This window comes from Vibrio sp. 2134-1 (assembly GCF_033339495.1).
The window spans coordinates 1-13,896 of sequence record NZ_JAWOUS010000022.1 but is presented as its reverse complement, the minus strand read 5'-3'; the positions used below and the strand labels follow the sequence as shown (position 1 = coordinate 13,896).

At 47.5% G+C, this 13,896-nt stretch carries 9 protein-coding genes; 7 read left to right on the top strand and 2 right to left on the bottom strand.

From position 1 onward, the window contains the following. Nucleotides 1-1,386: a class II fumarate hydratase gene (locus R7R78_RS20035; RefSeq protein ID WP_017635560.1), complete on the top strand. Its 1,386-nt coding sequence runs from the start codon at nucleotides 1-3 to the stop codon at nucleotides 1,384-1,386. Between the two features lie 90 nt (nucleotides 1,387-1,476). On the opposite strand, the gene R7R78_RS20030 is transcribed toward R7R78_RS20035, so the two are convergent. Both R7R78_RS20030 and R7R78_RS20025 read right to left on the bottom strand, forming a co-directional pair. Beyond that, the gene (locus R7R78_RS20030) at nucleotides 1,477-4,908 is read right to left on the bottom strand and encodes a PAS-domain containing protein (RefSeq protein WP_225474169.1); all 3,432 of its coding nucleotides are present in this window, start codon (nucleotides 4,906-4,908) and stop codon (nucleotides 1,477-1,479) included. A gap of 135 nt (nucleotides 4,909-5,043) precedes the next feature. Next, entirely contained in the window at nucleotides 5,044-6,231 is a 1,188-nt protein-coding gene (locus R7R78_RS20025; protein ID WP_005382367.1) for a 3-phenylpropionate MFS transporter, read from the bottom strand. A gap of 233 nt (nucleotides 6,232-6,464) precedes the next feature. Here R7R78_RS20025 and R7R78_RS20020 point away from each other — a divergent pair, with 233 nt between their 5' ends. From R7R78_RS20020 to accC, 6 genes are all read left to right on the top strand, one after another. Then, complete coding sequence (locus tag R7R78_RS20020) at nucleotides 6,465-8,291, top strand: DUF294 nucleotidyltransferase-like domain-containing protein (protein WP_225474168.1); 1,827 nt, start codon at nucleotides 6,465-6,467, stop codon at nucleotides 8,289-8,291. Nucleotides 8,292-8,324: 33 nt separating this feature from the next. Then, a complete protein-coding gene (locus R7R78_RS20015; RefSeq protein ID WP_025768818.1) occupies nucleotides 8,325-8,954 on the top strand; it encodes a 3'-5' exonuclease in 630 nt (209 codons plus the stop codon). Nucleotides 8,955-9,191: 237 nt separating this feature from the next. Next, nucleotides 9,192-11,144: an acetate--CoA ligase gene (acs, locus tag R7R78_RS20010; RefSeq protein ID WP_005386359.1), complete on the top strand. Its 1,953-nt coding sequence runs from the start codon at nucleotides 9,192-9,194 to the stop codon at nucleotides 11,142-11,144. Nucleotides 11,145-11,447: 303 nt separating this feature from the next. After that, nucleotides 11,448-11,897, top strand: a complete 450-nt coding sequence (gene aroQ / locus R7R78_RS20005; protein ID WP_005382360.1) for a type II 3-dehydroquinate dehydratase — start codon at nucleotides 11,448-11,450, stop codon at nucleotides 11,895-11,897. Nucleotides 11,898-11,958: 61 nt separating this feature from the next. After that, a complete protein-coding gene (gene accB / locus R7R78_RS20000; protein ID WP_005386355.1) occupies nucleotides 11,959-12,420 on the top strand; it encodes an acetyl-CoA carboxylase biotin carboxyl carrier protein in 462 nt (153 codons plus the stop codon). Between the two features lie 14 nt (nucleotides 12,421-12,434). Further along, nucleotides 12,435-13,778 (top strand): acetyl-CoA carboxylase biotin carboxylase subunit, encoded by a 1,344-nt coding sequence (gene accC / locus R7R78_RS19995; protein ID WP_005382509.1) that lies wholly within the window; start codon nucleotides 12,435-12,437, stop codon nucleotides 13,776-13,778. Nucleotides 13,779-13,896: the final 118 nt, after the last annotated feature.

Here is a 13,896-nt window from a genome sequence, read left to right as displayed (position 1 = left end):
ATGAGCACCGAATTCCGCATAGAAACTGACAGTATGGGCGAAGTAACGGTCCCTGCAGATGCTCTCTACCAAGCCCAGACTCAACGCGCCGTCGATAACTTCTCATTCAGTCAACATAAAATGCCATCTGGTTTTATCAAAGCGTTAGCACACATCAAGCAGACTGCGGCACTCACCAACGCACAGCTAGGGCTGCTTGAAGGAGATATTGCCAACGCGATTGCTGACGCAGCTCAAGCAATTATCGAAGGCAATCATATTGAGCAATTCCCAATTGACGTGTTCCAAACGGGATCAGGCACTAGCTCAAATATGAATGCGAATGAAGTGATTGCAACACTGGCCTCCCAGCATCTAGGCGGCACTGTCAGCCCTAATGATCACGTCAACATGGGGCAAAGCAGCAACGATGTGGTACCGACGGCCATTCAAGTTAGCGCAGCATTAGCCATTGAAAAACAGCTCTTCCCGGCACTGTCACACCTCAGCCAAACACTAGAGTCTAAACAGCAAGCATTGAAAGATGTTGTAAAAACCGGTCGCACCCACTTAATGGACGCGATGCCAATTACCTTTGCTCAAGAACTTGGCGGTTGGCAGTTCCAAATCGAGCACGCAAAACAAGCGATTGAACAAGCACTTCCTGCTGTAAAAGCCTTAGCCCAAGGTGGTACGGCGGTTGGAACGGGGATCAATGCCGATCCACGCTTTGCAGACTTATTCGCTAGCAACCTAACCCAGTCAACTCGTATTCAGTTCACGGCCAGTGATAATTTCTTTTTCAATTTAAGCAGTCAAGATGCGATCGTCGCTCTGTCGGGACAGCTCAAAACAGCAGCAGTTGCGATCATGAAGATCGCAAACGATCTTCGTTGGATGAATTCAGGCCCATTGGCTGGTTTAGGTGAGATTGAATTACAAGGCTTGCAACCGGGTTCTTCCATCATGCCTGGCAAAGTAAATCCTGTGATCCCAGAAGCCGCAGCGATGGCATCAGCGCAAGTCATTGGTAATGACACCACCATTACCGTCGCAGGCCAAGCGGGCAACTTCCAGCTTAACGTCATGCTGCCAGTTATTGCTCATAACGTATTGGAGAGCATCGAGTTACTCTCTAACAGCGCAACCGCTTTAGCTGACAAAGCCATTGCGACGTTTGAAGTTCGCCAAGATAACTTGGATGTAGCACTCGCCAAAAACCCAATTTTGGTCACGGCTCTCAACCCGGTCATTGGTTACCTAAAAGCGGCAGAAGTCGCGAAAAAAGCCTACAAACAGGGGCGCGCGATTATTGATGTCGCGGAAGAAGAAACTGATTTGGATAGAGCCACACTAGAGCGATTGCTTAATCCAGCCAAACTGACCCAAGGCGGCGTAGCAGAATAAACGGCAAACTCAGCCTATAAACTAAGATTACAAATATCGAGACCTCCATTCGGAGGTCTCTTTTATAGCGATTTTTCAAACACTCCAATCCTAAGCGACTCGATTGAGCACCGAACGCAGCTTAAGCGGCTTAACTGGCTTAGCAATAAAGCTGAACCCATTTGCTTTGATGCCATCAAGCATATCTTCGGTACGATCTGCACTGATGATGACGCCTTCAAAGCTGTGGCCTAATCTCAGGCGGCATTGCTGTAGCACTTCTAAACCAGTACGACCATCATCAAGTCGGTAATCGGAGAAAATTACATCCGGAACCCAACCATCCTCAAGCGCTTGTAGACTTTCAACTAAATCAATCGCAACTCGTGTATCGCAGCCCCATCGGGAAAGTAAGTTTTCCATGCCGACTAGAATGTCAGGCTCATTATCGACACATAGGATTCTCAGATGACCAAGTTCAGATTGCTTACTCATTGCCACGTGAACTGGATGAGGCTGAACATGATCAGCTTTATCTAGGGTGATGGAAAAAACACTGCCTTTTCCAACCCAAGAGCGCATCGAAATTTCATGCCCAAGTACCTGAGCAATTCCTTTCGAAATCGCCAAACCAAGTCCGAGGCCTTGGTCGGAACGAACTTGAGTTCCGCGATTAAACTCTTCAAAAATCTCTTGCTGCTTCTCTTCTTCAATCCCCACTCCATTATCCCATACATCAATACGCACTCGCCCTTTCACGCGGCGAACACCGAGTGCGACTTTGCCATTCGGGTTATAACGAAACGCATTGGTCAGGAAGTTTTGCACCACACGGCGCAGCAGTTTGGGATCCGACTTAACCATGAGTGAGGACGGAATCATGGTGAACTCTATACCTTGCTGTTTGGCTAACGCACTAAACTCAGCATTCAAATTCGATAACACATCATTTAACGCAAAGCCATGCACGTTGACTTCCAACTTGCCCGATTCCAAACGCGAGATATCCAGCAAATCTCCAATTAAGTCTTCGGCAGCCTCTAAAGCACTTTCAATGTGTGCTGACAGCTTTTTGGCTTCGCTGTCTTTGGCGACTTCCGATAGTGAAGATGCAAATAGACGCGCCGCGTTGAGCGGTTGCATCAAGTCATGGCTTACTGCCGCCAAGAACCGTGATTTGGACTTCGATTCCAAATCCGAGCGCTGCGTCGCTTCCACCAGCTGCTTGTTAAGTTGTTCTAATTCTCGAGTCCGTAGACGTACCCTTTCTTCCAATGTCTCGTTGGCGTCTTTCAGTGCTTGCTCTGCATCACGGAATACGGTGATGTCGGTAAAGCTCATCACAAAGCCACCACCTGGCATTGGGTTACCTTGCACCTCTATCACGCGACCATCGGGACGAACCCGAGAAGAGGTGTGCCGAGTTCCTTGCTCAAGGTGATAAACACGGCGACGAACGTGGTCATCAGGGTCACCAGGGCCACACAACCCCTGCTCTGCATTGTGCCGAATCACATCCGCAATCGGTCGACCTACTTGAATCAGGCCTGGCGGAAATTCAAAGAGTTCTAAATAGCGTTGGTTCCACGCTACCAAGCGTAGTTGCTTATCGACGACCGCAATACCTTGTCCAATATGCTCAATCGCGCCTTGGAGTAAACCCCGACTAAAATCGTACAGTTCAGAGGCTTCATCGACGATAGTCGCCACCTCTTCAAGCTGCATGTTTCTTCCTTGCAGAGCGGAAGTAAGTACTAACTTAGCAGAAGATGCTCCAAATACCCCTGCTAGCACACGCTCCGTATGCCGAATCAGAGAAGATGGCGCTTGTTGATTCGGCATTAACTCTTCTCGTTGCTGGCTCCAGTAGGCTTGAAACGCCGCTTTAACTCGCGTTCGTCCTACAAATCTGGACGCTAGCATTTCCAGTTCTGCAACCGTAACGCGGCTCTGGTACAGACTCATATTTTCGCTTTCAGGCAACGGTGTACCAACGAATGATGCCGATTGTAAGCGCTCACTTAGGCTTGGTCGGGTAGCCATAGAAACCACAACAAAACACACTGCATTAGCGACCACGCTGAGGATCATCCCCCAATCTGAAATCGCGATATCAAAACTAGCCAATACCTCTGGTGGTGTAATCAACCAGATCAGGAAGTTATTACTGGCGTCTCCGGCAAGCATGTCTGTTTGGCTCATTAACGTAATCAACCAGGTAGCAAAACCCACCGCGAGGCCAACATACACACCTTTCTTATTCCCTTGACGCCAATACATACCGCCAACCAGCGCAGGAGCGAATTGCGTGATAGCCGCGAACGAGAGAAAGCCGATAGCAGAAAGTGAATGAATGGTGTCCAACGCTTGATAGAAACACCACGCGCCAATCAACAAAACTAAAATCAAACCACGGCGGATCCGCAGTAATAATTCAGAAAAATGGTGGTGGTTACGCTGCGTCAGTCGCATGCGACGCAATAGCAATGGCATAACCAAGTCATTCGAGACCATGATCGCTAAGGCAATCGTCGATACGATAACCATGCCGCTTGCCGCTGAAGTACCGCCTAGAAACGCAAGCAAGGCGATTTCACTCGCCCCGACCGACATCGGCACACTGATGACATAAGTATCAGGCGAAGCGCCACTCAAGAGGCCTTGCCCTACCCACGCAATAGGTAAAACAAAAATCCCCATTAAGATCAGATAAATGGGGAACAACCAACGAGCCACGTGCAAATCTTGAGCACGTTCATTTTCCACCACCATCGTATGGAATTGTCGCGGAAGGCAAACGATCGCCAGCATGGTCAGTACAGTATGAATCAATATAGTCGGGATATTTGGTGACTGATACGTCTGCGCGGCAACATCAAGTAAGCTCAAACTCTCGGTGTTCATCGCCAACCAAACAATGAAGACACCGACCACTAAAAAAGCCAGCAGTTTGATAATGGATTCGAAGGCAATTGCCATCATCATCCCACGATGGTGTTCCGTGTTATCAATGTGGCGGGTACCGAATAGCATCGTAAAAATCGCCAATGCGACCACAACAAACCACGACACGCTATCGTTTTGATAACCAAAATCAGTAGCCAGCTCTGGTGCAATAATTTCAAGCCCCATAGTGATACCACGCAGCTGTAAAGCGATGTACGGCAAAATTCCCGCAACCGCTATGAGCGTAACAACCACGGCCAAACCTTGGGATTTACCGTAGCGTGCTCCGATAAAGTCAGCAATCGACGTGATGTGTTCCCGTTTAGCAATCAAAATAAGCCGAGCTAAAACGCGCCATCCGATGGTAAACACTAAAATGGGAGCAATATAGATGGGCAAGAAAGACCAAGGATTACTGCTGGCCTGCCCGACCGTGCCGTAGAAGGTCCATGATGTACAGTACACCGCAATGGAAAGGCTATAAATCCAAGGCCGCCAGCGCGCTAGCCACCTTTTCTGAATGTCGCCGTACCACGCGATGATAAATAAAGCTCCCAAATACGCTAAAGAAACGGGAACCACCAGCCATCCTTGCATCCGATATCCTTTCTTGCCTTTCTTGCTACTTTTAAAGCAAGAGAATAAAAAAACCTCTCCATGAGGGAGAGGTTTCATTTAACACTGCTTTGATAAAGGAGACAAAGCTTAGTTTTTAACCTTTGTTACATAAGTCTAATTCTGTGTTTCAAGTGGCTTGTCTGATACATCAACCACCTGATGTGGGTCTTGCGAATCAAGCTTGATGAACAGAGCCAATAACCCCATCGCGGCCATGCCCCAGAACACAAGCGGTCCCCAGTGCTCATAACCCCAGCCACTCAATACGGTCATTAACGCGATAAATGCGCCCAACGGAATCGCGTTATACAACGCTTGCAACGCTACGATCTTATTTTCTTCGGAGTTTTGGATATATTGGATCGCGGCAATGTGTGCGGTAGCGAAAGTCACACCATGCAATAGTTGAACAATCACCAAAGCAATAATTGATGTTGTCGACGCCGTAATACCCCAACGCATCATTACACCAACGGCAGCAGCAATAAACAGCGCGCGTATTGACCAACCTACGAATAAACGCTTACTCAGTGCAAACACTGCCACTTCTGCGGCCACCCCCAAGCTCCATAAGTAGCCAATGACATCTTCCGAGTGACCAGCAGCCTTCCAGTGAATCGCACTAAAGCCGTAGTAAGCCGCATGACTGCCCTGAATTAGTGACACCAACACTAAGAATTTTAGTATCGGCTTGTCGGTCAAAAGAGCGGTCAGCTTTGGACGTTCTGCGCTTTGCCCACCGTGCGTTACAGGCATTGGGTTAGTCGGTCGCATAGCAAACAGCAACGAGATAAACACGCCGAACATCGCAGTGTACAAGATCATATCGGAGCCAAATTCAGCCACCAGGTAGCCCACTGCCGTCGAGCCTGCGATAAAGGCGATCGAACCCCATAGCCGCGTGCGGCCATAATCGAGCATTTTCAGGCGAGCGTAGTAATTTGCCATCGCGTCCGACAACGGAATAATCGGTCCACAACAAAGATTGAACAACACTGTCGCTAGTGCCATTAACCAAAAGCTACCACCCGTAAAAAAGTGAAATCCAACAAAAAGGAGGGCAGCGAAACTCAACCAACGTAAAGCAGGCATAAGATGTTCGACTTTGTGTACTCGTGGGGTGATCACGATATTGGCAACACAACGTGTCGCAAGGCCTAACCCGACCAGCAAACCGATATCTGTCGAAGATACGCCCTGATCCTTAAACCAAAGTGACCAAAATGGCAGATACACGCCATACGCAAAGAAGAATCCGAGAAAGTACTGGGAAATCCAGCCATACGGAGAAGGTTTCAACATTACTAATATCCTAAAACGGGAACACCAACGTTCGAGCCGGGAATTATGGATCGCCATGCGTATTATAAAAAGGGAAGAATAAGAAACTTATCGTTTCCTCGATGGAATACTAACTTTGCGACATTTGGCATCTTCAAGCGAAAACATCGTAATTTAGACCAAAGTCGTCTGGCTTCCGGTAAGAAATTTGTCAGACTTAGAGAGTGTTCCTTCCATCATTATTGGGTGTTCTCATGCCTGACAAATTTAACATGCAATCTCCACCGTTCGATCGCTTAACTGAAGCACAACAAACGCGACTGCGATCGTCTCTGGACGTCGCCTACTATCGAGCTCGAGATGTTATTTTATCCTGCGGACAGAAGAACCCCCACTTACATATTCTGATCAAAGGCGCGGTAGAAGAGCGCTCCAACGATCAACAGGAAGTGTTCGCACATTATGCCAACGACGATATGTTCGATGTACGCTCGTTACTTGAAGACAAGGTACGTCATCACTACATCGCGCTTGAGGACACGCTCTCTTACCTACTGCCGAAAGAAATTTTCCTTGCCCTTTACAACGAAAATGGCCAGTTTGCAGCCTATTTCGATAACAATTTATCGAAACGGCAAGAGCTCATCGAAGCGGCCCATCAACAGCAAAACTTAGCGGAGTTTATTCTCACTAAAGTTGACCGCAGCATTTATCACCCACCGATGATCCTCGAACCAAATACACCAATTAACGAGGTAACACGTTCCTTAAAAGAAAATGGGATTGACGCTGCATTGGTTCAACTCCATGGCGATGATCCACGATTGGAAAAATGGCCATCAGCCCACCCGTACGCAATAGTAACTCGTACTAATATGCTGCATTCTGTGATGATAGATGGTTGCGCGCTCGACACACCAGTGGGTGAGATCGCGAGCTTTCCTGTTTATCACGTTGATGATGGTGACTTTCTATTCAACGCCATGATCACAATGACCAGAAATAGAATGAAACGCCTCATGGTATGTGAAGGCAACCGAGCCGTCGGCATGCTGGATATGACCCAAATTCTCAGCGCGTTTTCAACCCACTCTCACGTGTTAACGCTCAGTATTGCTCGAGCAAGCAGCGTGGAAGAGCTCGCTTTGGCCTCAAACCGCCAACGTCAATTGGTCGAGAGCTTATTGAAAAACGGCATCCGCACTCGCTTCATCATGGAGCTTATCTCAGCCGTAAACGAGCAAATTATCGAGAAAGCGTTCGAGTTAGTGATACCACCAGCCTTGCACGACCATTGTTGCTTGATCGTACTCGGCTCTGAAGGCCGAGGAGAGCAAATTCTCAAAACCGATCAAGACAATGCCCTGATTATTCAAGATGGTCTGGAATGGCCTCATTGCGAACAAGTGATGCAATCCTTCACACACACCCTACAACAGCTCGGTTATCCACTTTGCCCTGGCAAAGTGATGGTTAACAACCCAAAGTGGGTCAAAACACAGCAAGAATGGATAAGCACCCTAAACCACTGGATAGCTAAAGCCGAACCAGAACAAATCATGGACTTAGCCATTTTCAGTGACGCCCATGCTGTTGCTGGGAATTGCGATCTGCTGGCTCCAATTGCGGCGCATCTTCGTGACACAATGAAAGATCGCATGTTGATACTGTCTGACTTTACTCGCCCTGCCTTGCAGTTTTCGGTGCCCCTAACTCTATTTGGCAACGTAAAAAGTGCTAAAGACGGATTGGATATTAAACGCGGCGGTATTTTCCCAATTGTACACGGCATTCGCACCTTGTCTTTGGAATATGCCATTGAAGAGAAGAACACGTTTGAACGCATTGAAGCTCTGAGAAATAAGCGCATCTTAGAACCCGAAACAGCAGATAATCTCAACGAAGCACTGAAATTGTTCTTTAAACTTCGCCTTAATCAGCAACTCAAAAAGCAAGAAGCGTTGAATAACATTGATATTAAACAACTGGATAGAACTGAGCGTGATTTGCTTCGCCACAGCTTACATGTGGTGAAGAAATTTAAGCAATTTTTAGGCTTCCATTATCAAATTCGTGATTAACCCTGATTTTCATAAATCACAGAGGCGTAAGCAATGAACTGGTTACAACGCAAATACTGGTACTACAAATTGAAAGGCTCGCCTTATCAGTCGCTGTTTTGCACGCCAGATAAAACAGAATACGTCTCTCTTGACTGCGAAACCACCAGCCTTGACCCAAATCGTGCCGAGCTGGTGACTATTGCAGCCACCAAGATCATCGACAACCGCATCATCACCAGTCAACCATTTGAAGTCCGCTTACGCGCGCCACAATCGCTCGACTCTGGCTCGGTCAAGATCCATCGAATTCGCCACCAAGACTTAGTCGATGGCATCAGTGAAAAAGAGGCGCTGCTCGAGCTGCTCGACTTTATCGGCAACCGACCACTTGTGGGCTATCACATTCGTTACGATAAAAAGATCTTAGACCTTGCTTGTCTGCGGCAACTTGGCTTCCCACTTCCTAACCCACTCATCGAGGTCAGTCAGATTTATCACGATAAGTTGGAACGACATTTGCCGAATGCCTACTTCGACTTAAGTCTGGATGCCATTTGTAAACACCTCGAACTTCCTATCCAAGACAAACACGACGCCTTGCAAGACGCGATTTCTGCCGCTTTGGTCTTTGTCCGCTTAACGAAAGGCGATTTACCCAACCTAACCGCGCCGTATACATAAAAATCAGTTGACCTAGCTCCCAGAAATACTTTTGTTTCAGCGATTTCCCGGCGCTTCCATCACTCTCATCCTAAAGTCTAATTGTGGAAATACGCGCGGTGACTGACAGTTATAAGCACAACGTCGTCATTACCACGACCAAGTTATTTAGAACCAAAAAACAGCCCTACAAAAATATATTCAAAATCTTATCTAGATTGGTGTAAGGCCGAGAAATAAGGCACAAGGAGAGAAGCCATGAGCGAAGCCCACGTTTATCCGGTAAAAGAAAATATTAAAACTCATACACACGCGGATAATGATACTTACTTAGCCATGTATCAGCAGTCGGTAACCGATCCAGAGGGCTTCTGGAACGAACACGGCAAAATCGTTGATTGGATCAAACCTTTCACCAAAGTAAAAAGCACTTCTTTCGACACTGGCCATGTTGATATTCGCTGGTTTGAAGATGGCACACTGAACGTCTCGGCTAACTGTATTGACCGTCATCTTGCAGAACACGGGGACGACGTCGCCATCATTTGGGAAGGCGATGATCCAGCCGACGACAAAACACTCACTTTCAACGAACTGCACAAAGAAGTGTGTAAATTCTCCAACGCATTGAAAGAGCAAGGCGTACGCAAGGGAGACGTGGTGTGTCTATACATGCCAATGGTGCCAGAAGCCGCTGTGGCTATGCTCGCTTGTACCCGTATTGGTGCGGTTCACACCGTAGTATTTGGCGGTTTCTCACCAGAAGCACTATCCGGCCGTATCATCGACTCTGACGCTAAAGTCGTGATCACCGCAGACGAAGGCGTACGTGGCGGACGCGCTGTTCCACTGAAAAAGAACGTGGATGAAGCACTAACCAACCCAGACGTAAAAACCATCAATAAAGTCGTCGTGCTTAAACGTACAGGTGGTGATGTTGAATGGCATGAACACCGTGATGTTTGGTGGCACGAAGCAACAGCCAACGTTTCTGACGTTTGCCCACCAGAAGAGATGAAAGCCGAAGACCCGCTGTTCATCCTCTACACATCTGGCTCGACAGGTAAACCTAAAGGCGTACTACATACTACAGGCGGTTACCTCGTCTACGCGGCAATGACCTTTAAATATGTCTTCGATTATCAACCAGGTGAAACCTTCTGGTGTACCGCGGATGTGGGCTGGATTACAGGCCATACTTACCTAATTTATGGTCCACTAGCGAACGGGGCCAAAACCATTCTGTTTGAAGGTGTTCCAAACTACCCAAGCACGGCTCGGATGAGTGAAGTGGTTGATAAGCACCAAGTGAACATTCTCTACACTGCGCCAACCGCTATTCGTGCACTAATGGCAAAAGGTAACGAAGCGGTAGCAGGGACATCTCGTTCAAGCTTACGTGTGATGGGTTCAGTAGGTGAGCCTATCAACCCTGAAGCGTGGGAGTGGTACTACAAAACGATTGGTAACGAGAGCTCGCCTATCGTTGATACTTGGTGGCAAACAGAGACCGGCGGTATCTTAATTGCACCACTACCAGGTGCAACAGATTTAAAACCAGGCTCAGCAACTCGACCATTCTTCGGAGTCCAACCTGCACTGGTTGATAACATGGGCAACATCATTGAAGAAACCGCAGCAGAAGGTAACTTGGTGATCCTTGATTCATGGCCAGGTCAGATGCGCACTGTTTATGGCGACCACGAGCGCTTTGAACAGACCTACTTCTCAACCTTCAAGGGAATGTACTTTACTAGTGATGGAGCTCGTCGTGACGAAGACGGTTACTACTGGATCACGGGCCGTGTTGATGACGTACTAAACGTGTCGGGTCACCGCATGGGTACCGCTGAAATAGAATCGGCTCTTGTCGCACATCATAAAATTGCTGAGGCCGCTATTGTGGGCATTCCGCATGATATCAAAGGCCAAGCTATCTACGCTTACATTACCTTGAACGATGGTGAATTCCCGTCAGCAGAGCTACACAAAGAAGTAAAAGATTGGGTGCGTAAAGAGATTGGTCCAATTGCAACACCAGATGTACTGCACTGGACGGATTCCTTACCGAAGACTCGTTCTGGTAAGATCATGCGTCGAATCCTGCGTAAAATTGCAACGGGTGATACCAGCAACCTCGGAGACACATCAACGCTTGCCGATCCGAGCGTTGTAGATAAACTTATCGCAGAGAAAGCAGAATTGGCATAAATTCAACCAACTGTTTTAAAAGCACTTTAAAAACCGCCATCACTCATGGCGGTTTTTTGCTTTAGTGCACAAATTGGCCACACAAAAAATATGGCAATTATGTTGTTTTTGTTAACTTGGTTACAGAAACGAGAGTGGCTATTAGGAGATTAGACCAGTAAATTGCTGCTAATTGCTATGAATTAGCTATAATCTTGGTCGATTTTTTAAAATTTGCTCGGTTTTAACAAAAAAATCGTGCTGAACTATCGTATATTTGGGAATATAAACGTTCCACTCACGATAAGGGAAGATAGCAACACAATGTCTGCAAAGTCACGGATTCTTGTTCTAAACGGACCAAATCTTAATCTATTGGGTCTGCGCGAACCGACACACTATGGTCACAGTACCTTAGCTCAAGTTGTGGATACTCTTACAGAGCAAGCCCATAACGCTGGGGTAGAACTGGAACACCTACAATCAAATCGTGAGTACGAACTGATTGAAGCCATTCACGCTGCCTATGGCAAGATTGACTTCATCATCATCAATCCAGCGGCTTTCACTCATACTAGTGTGGCGCTGCGAGATGCATTACTTGGCGTCGCCATCCCATTTATTGAGGTGCACTTATCAAATGTGCACGCACGTGAACCATTCCGTCATCACTCTTATCTGTCAGATAAAGCAGAGGGTGTGATTTGCGGTTTAGGCGCACAAGGTTATGAATTTGCTCTGTCTGCAGCGATCAATAAGCTACAGGCAAAGTAACCCTAACACTCTGCAACCCTACGAGGGTTGTCTTAATCACAAGATAAAAGAGAAAGAAAAGATGGATATTCGTAAAATCAAGAAGCTAATTGAGTTAGTTGAAGAGTCTGGCATTGCTGAGCTAGAGATCTCTGAAGGTGAAGAGTCAGTGCGCATCAGCCGTCATGGCACTGCAGCCCCTCAAGCACCAATTCACTACGCAGCAGCTCCAGCGGCGGCACCTGCTCCAGTAGCAGCGGCACCAGTAGCGGAAGCGCCAGCAGCAGAAGCTCCAGCAGCAACACCTGCAGGTCACCAAGTTCTTTCTCCAATGGTTGGTACTTTCTACCGCTCTCCAAGCCCAGACTCTAAAGCATTCGTAGAAGTGGGTCAGAAAGTAAATGCTGGCGATACTCTATGTATTGTTGAAGCAATGAAAATGATGAACCAAATCGAAGCGGACAAATCTGGCGTTGTTACAGCAATCCTAGCTGAAGACGGCCAACCAGTTGAATTCGACCAACCTCTTGTTGTAATCGAATAAGCGGGGCTTGCCTTATGCTAGACAAAGTAGTCATCGCGAACCGAGGTGAAATTGCACTTCGTATTCTTCGCGCTTGTAAAGAATTAGGTATTAAGACCGTCGCTGTTCACTCAACAGCGGACCGCGATCTTAAGCACGTACTACTCGCAGACGAAACCGTATGTATCGGCCCTGCTCGTGGTATCGACAGCTACCTAAACATTCCACGCATCATTTCTGCAGCAGAAGTGACTGGTGCTGTGGCTATCCACCCAGGTTACGGCTTCCTGTCTGAGAACGCAGACTTCGCAGAGCAAGTTGAGCGCAGTGGTTTCATCTTCGTTGGTCCAAAGGCAGACACTATCCGCCTAATGGGCGATAAAGTATCTGCTATCAATGCAATGAAGAAAGCAGGCGTTCCTTGTGTACCGGGTTCTGACGGCCCTCTAGACAATGACGAAGAGAAAAACAAAGCATTTGCTAAGCGCATTGGTTACCCAGTAATCATCAAAGCATCTGGCGGCGGCGGCGGTCGTGGTATGCGTGTTGTTCGCGCAGAGAAAGACCTTATCCAAGCCATTGCAATGACACGTGCTGAAGCAAAAGCGGCGTTCAACAATGACATGGTTTACATGGAGAAATTCCTAGAAAACCCTCGTCACGTTGAAGTTCAGGTTATTGCTGACGGTCAAGGCGGCGCAATCCACCTTGGTGAGCGTGACTGTTCAATGCAACGTCGTCACCAAAAAGTAGTGGAAGAAGCTCCAGCACCTGGTATCACCGAAGAAATGCGTAAGTACATCGGTGAACGCTGTACTCGTGCATGTATCGAGATCGGTTACCGCGGCGCAGGTACGTTTGAATTCCTATACGAGAACGGTGAGTTCTACTTCATCGAAATGAACACTCGTATTCAGGTAGAGCACCCAGTAACAGAGATGGTTACTGGCATCGACCTAATCAAAGAACAGCTTCGTGTTGCAGCGGGTCAGCCTCTGTCATTCACTCAAGATGATATTAAGATCCGTGGCCATGCGATTGAGTGTCGTATCAACGCAGAAGACCCTGAGCGCTTCCTACCATCTCCGGGTAAGATCGAGCGTTTCCACGCTCCTGGCGGTATGGGTGTACGTTGGGAATCTCATATCTACACAGGCTACACAGTTCCACCTCATTACGATTCAATGATTGGTAAACTGATCACTTACGGTGAGAACCGTGATGTAGCGATTGCACGTATGAAAAACGCACTGGGTGAGATGATCATCGAAGGCATCAAAACTAACGTGCCACTGCAGTTCTCCATTATGAATGACGAAAACTTCCAACACGGTGGTGCAAACATCCACTACCTAGAGAAGAAGCTTGGCTTACAATAAGCCTAAGCAAACGTCTTAAAAAATGCCCACTCCCGTGGGCATTTTTGTTTTCAGCCCTAAACCACCTACTTCAGTAGGTGGTTATCATCCGTTTCGGCTTTGCCTGTAAAACTACTCA

Excerpts from the sequence above, each read along its gene's own strand:
- aroQ (WP_005382360.1), top strand. The coding sequence starts at position 11,448 with ATGTCTGCAAAGTCACGGATTCTTGTTCTAAACGGACCAAATCTTAAT.
- accB (WP_005386355.1), top strand. The coding sequence starts at position 11,959 with ATGGATATTCGTAAAATCAAGAAGCTAATTGAGTTAGTTGAAGAGTCT.
- R7R78_RS20020 (WP_225474168.1), top strand. The coding sequence starts at position 6,465 with ATGCCTGACAAATTTAACATGCAATCTCCACCGTTCGATCGCTTAACT.
- R7R78_RS20035 (WP_017635560.1), top strand. The coding sequence starts at position 1 with ATGAGCACCGAATTCCGCATAGAAACTGACAGTATGGGCGAAGTAACG.
- R7R78_RS20025 (WP_005382367.1), bottom strand. The coding sequence starts at position 6,231 with ATGTTGAAACCTTCTCCGTATGGCTGGATTTCCCAGTACTTTCTCGGA.
- R7R78_RS20030 (WP_225474169.1), bottom strand. The coding sequence starts at position 4,908 with ATGCAAGGATGGCTGGTGGTTCCCGTTTCTTTAGCGTATTTGGGAGCT.
- accC (WP_005382509.1), top strand. The coding sequence starts at position 12,435 with ATGCTAGACAAAGTAGTCATCGCGAACCGAGGTGAAATTGCACTTCGT.
- acs (WP_005386359.1), top strand. The coding sequence starts at position 9,192 with ATGAGCGAAGCCCACGTTTATCCGGTAAAAGAAAATATTAAAACTCAT.
- R7R78_RS20015 (WP_025768818.1), top strand. The coding sequence starts at position 8,325 with ATGAACTGGTTACAACGCAAATACTGGTACTACAAATTGAAAGGCTCG.